This window comes from Pseudomonas sp. P5_B2 (assembly GCF_056400445.1).
Genome location: NZ_JBFULH010000534.1, coordinates 1 through 2,832, shown reverse-complemented (window position 1 = coordinate 2,832; position 2,832 = coordinate 1). Strand labels below are relative to the sequence as shown.

Sequence of the window (2,832 nt, the reverse complement as noted above, 5' to 3'; positions counted from 1 at the left end):
GATACACCGCAATCGCGAGCAGGCTCACTCCTACAGTTGTTTTATGGTGGCTGTTATTGTGTGGTGGCTTTGAGGCCGGTGAGCAGTAATCGCTGCAACAAATCTTCCTTCAACCCGTCCGGGTTGGTCAGTTGCATCCGCTCCAGATGTTCGGGATACATCGAAGCCTCTGGCGCATCCAGCGCTGCTTTCCCCAACTCCAGAATCTCGGCCAGTTTGAACTTGCTCTTCAGCCAGTTCAGCGCCCGCAACACATCGCGCTCCACCTCAGTGAAATCGCAGCCCAGCGGATATTCCGGAAACAGGTTCGGGTGCCGCGCCTGAATCGCCTGCAAACGCTCTGGACTATTGTCGGCGAAGCGTGGATCGATGCAAAAATCTTTGCGCAACTTACCCACACTCTGCGCCTGCTCGATCAATCCCAACTGGAACCGTGAATCGCTGATATTGAGCAACGCCTCGATCACCGCCGCATCGGTCTTGCCACGCAAGTCGGCGATGCCGTATTCGGTGACCACAATGTCCCGCAGATGCCTTGGGATGGTGCAATGGCCGTATTCCCAGACAATGTTCGAGCTGACCTGCCCTCCCGACTCTCGCCAGCTGCGCAACAGCAATATCGAACGCCCACCTTCCAGCGCATGGCCCTGGGCGACAAAGTTGTACTGCCCGCCCACGCCGCTGAGCACCCGCCCGTCTGCCAGCTGATCGGCCACGCCGGCGCCCAGCAGGGTCATGGTGAACACGGTGTTGATAAAGCGCGCATCGAGGCGCTGCAAACGCTTGAGTTCTTCCTGACCGTACAGCTCGTTGATATAGCTGATGCGGGTCATGTTGAATTCAAGGCGCTTGCTTTGCGGCAGCTCGCGCAGGCGCTCGTAGAAACTGCGCGGTCCGAGGAAGAAACCGCCGTGCACGGAGATTCCGTCGGTTTGCGCGGCTTCGTCGAGGGTGCCGGCATTCGCCTGTTGCTGGGTAGGCACATCCGGGTAGACCTTGCGCCGCACGATCCCGGCATCGGCCAGCACCAGCAAGCCGTTGACGAACATTTCGCTGCAACCGTACAGGCCTTTGGCAAACGGTTCGAGGCCGCCTTCGCGGTCGATCAACTGCGCCCACTGGCTGAGATTCACGTCCGCCATCAAGGCTTTGTATCCGGCATTGTCGGATTGGCGGGCCAGCAAAGCCGCCGTGAGCGCATCGCCCATGGAACCGATGCCGATCTGCAACGTGCCGCCATCGCGTACCAGCGCACTGGCGTGCAGGCCGATGAGGTGGTCCTGGAAGCCCACGGGCATGTTCGGCGTGGAAAACAGTGTGGTGCTGTCCTTCTCGTCGATCAGCAGGTCGAAGGTATCGATGCCGATTTCGGCGTCGCCGGGCATGTAGGGCAAGTCGTTATGTACCTGGCCCACCAGCAGGATCGTTTCCCCTGCCGCCCGGCGTTTGGCGATCATCGGGAACAGGTCGAGGGTGATGTCCGGGTTGCAGCTCAGGCTCAGGCAGTCGGGATGCTCGGCGTGGCTGGCCACCAATTGTGCGACCAGGTTCAAACCAGCGGCATTGATGTCCCGCGCGGCGTGACTGTAATTGCTGCTGACGTAGTCTTGCTGGGCCGATGCGCTATGGAGCAGGCTGCCCGGCTGCAGGAAAAACTGCTGGATATGGATGTTCGGCGGCAGGTTGTCTTTATGCAGGCCCTCCAGAAAGTCCAGTTCCGGGTAATCACCCAACACCCGTTCGATGAAGGGCTCAAGAAAGCGCTTCTGCAAACCATCGCCCAAGTCAGGGCGGCCAAGGCACAGCGCGGTGTAGATCGTCAGCCGCCGCTCCGGCAGTTGTGCAATGCGCTGATACAGCGCGTTGACGAAGTGGTTGGGTTTGCCCAGGCCGAGGGGCAAGCCCATGTGAATGTGTGCCGGCAACCGCGCCAGCACGTCATCCACCGCTTGCTCGATAGAACACAGCTGCACCATCTGATCCTCCCTCAACATTCCGTGAATAGGGGTTGGACCGAGCTTGCCGGGTCTTTGCTGCAATGAACAGTCTCCGGCACAAATCGCAGGCACAAAAAAACCGCTCGAAAGCGGTTTTTTGCTGAAGACGTGGGCTTATTTCAGGCCGGACATCTTCTGGATGGCTGCCTTGAGATCGGCGTCGGAGCAATCTGCGCAAGTGCCTTTAGGCGGCATCGCGTTGATACCGGTAATGGCTTTGGCCAGGATGCCGTCGAGACCGCCCTGGTGATCGGCACGTTCCTTCCAGGCAGCGGTGTCACCGATTTTCGGCGCGCCCAGCAGGCCGGAGCCGTGGCAAGCGTTGCAATGTTTTGCAATCACTGAGTCAGGGGTTTTGGCATCTCCACCACCCGCAGAAACAGCAACTTCCATCCCCTTGCACTCTTTGCCCTGAACGCAAACCTGGCCGACTGGCTCAAGGCGTTTGGCAATATCGTCGTTCGTCGCAGCTTGAGCGCTGACAGCCCAAAGGGCCAATACGGTTGCTGGTACAGCCAGCATTTTCATAATTAGGTTCACGCGTTCACCCTCAATGGTGGCTAGTCACGCCTACGGCCACGGTTCGCAGGCGGGCGCAAGTATAGCGGTAAGCCCGCCACACTGAAACAACCCCAAAGTCGAAGGGGTCTTATGCAACAGTGGAAAAACTCCCCGGGTGCCTCGGCCTGACTGGCAGAGCGCCTTCTTTACTTAGAAATTCGCCGGTGTCGCTGCGCTGATTAGTCGCGCTGGCGCATCGAACGGATTCCGGAAACGGTGCGGCTTGGTACTTTCAAAGTAGTAGCTATCGCCGGCTTCGAGCACAAAAGTTTCC

General features: G+C 59.0%; 3 protein-coding genes. All 3 read right to left on the bottom strand.

Features of this window, described 5'->3' with window-relative positions; all coding sequences use genetic code 11:
- Positions 1 to 53: 53 nt before the first annotated feature.
- Positions 54 to 1,976, bottom strand: a complete 1,923-nt coding sequence (locus AC1DRJ_RS23540; RefSeq protein WP_477804262.1) for an acetyl-CoA hydrolase/transferase C-terminal domain-containing protein — start codon at positions 1,974 to 1,976, stop codon at positions 54 to 56.
- A 135-nt stretch (positions 1,977 to 2,111) separates the two neighbouring features.
- On the bottom strand, positions 2,112 to 2,525 hold the full coding sequence (locus tag AC1DRJ_RS23535) for a c-type cytochrome (protein WP_477804264.1): 414 nt from the start codon (positions 2,523 to 2,525) through the stop codon (positions 2,112 to 2,114).
- Positions 2,526 to 2,708: 183 nt separating this feature from the next.
- A partial coding sequence (locus AC1DRJ_RS23530; RefSeq protein ID WP_477804263.1) for a cupin domain-containing protein occupies positions 2,709 to 2,832 on the bottom strand: 124 nt, incomplete at its 5' end.

Coding starts and splice junctions, on each gene's coding strand:
- AC1DRJ_RS23540 (WP_477804262.1), bottom strand. CDS start 1,976: ATGGTGCAGCTGTGTTCTATCGAGCAAGCGGTGGATGACGTGCTGGCG.
- AC1DRJ_RS23535 (WP_477804264.1), bottom strand. CDS start 2,525: ATGAAAATGCTGGCTGTACCAGCAACCGTATTGGCCCTTTGGGCTGTC.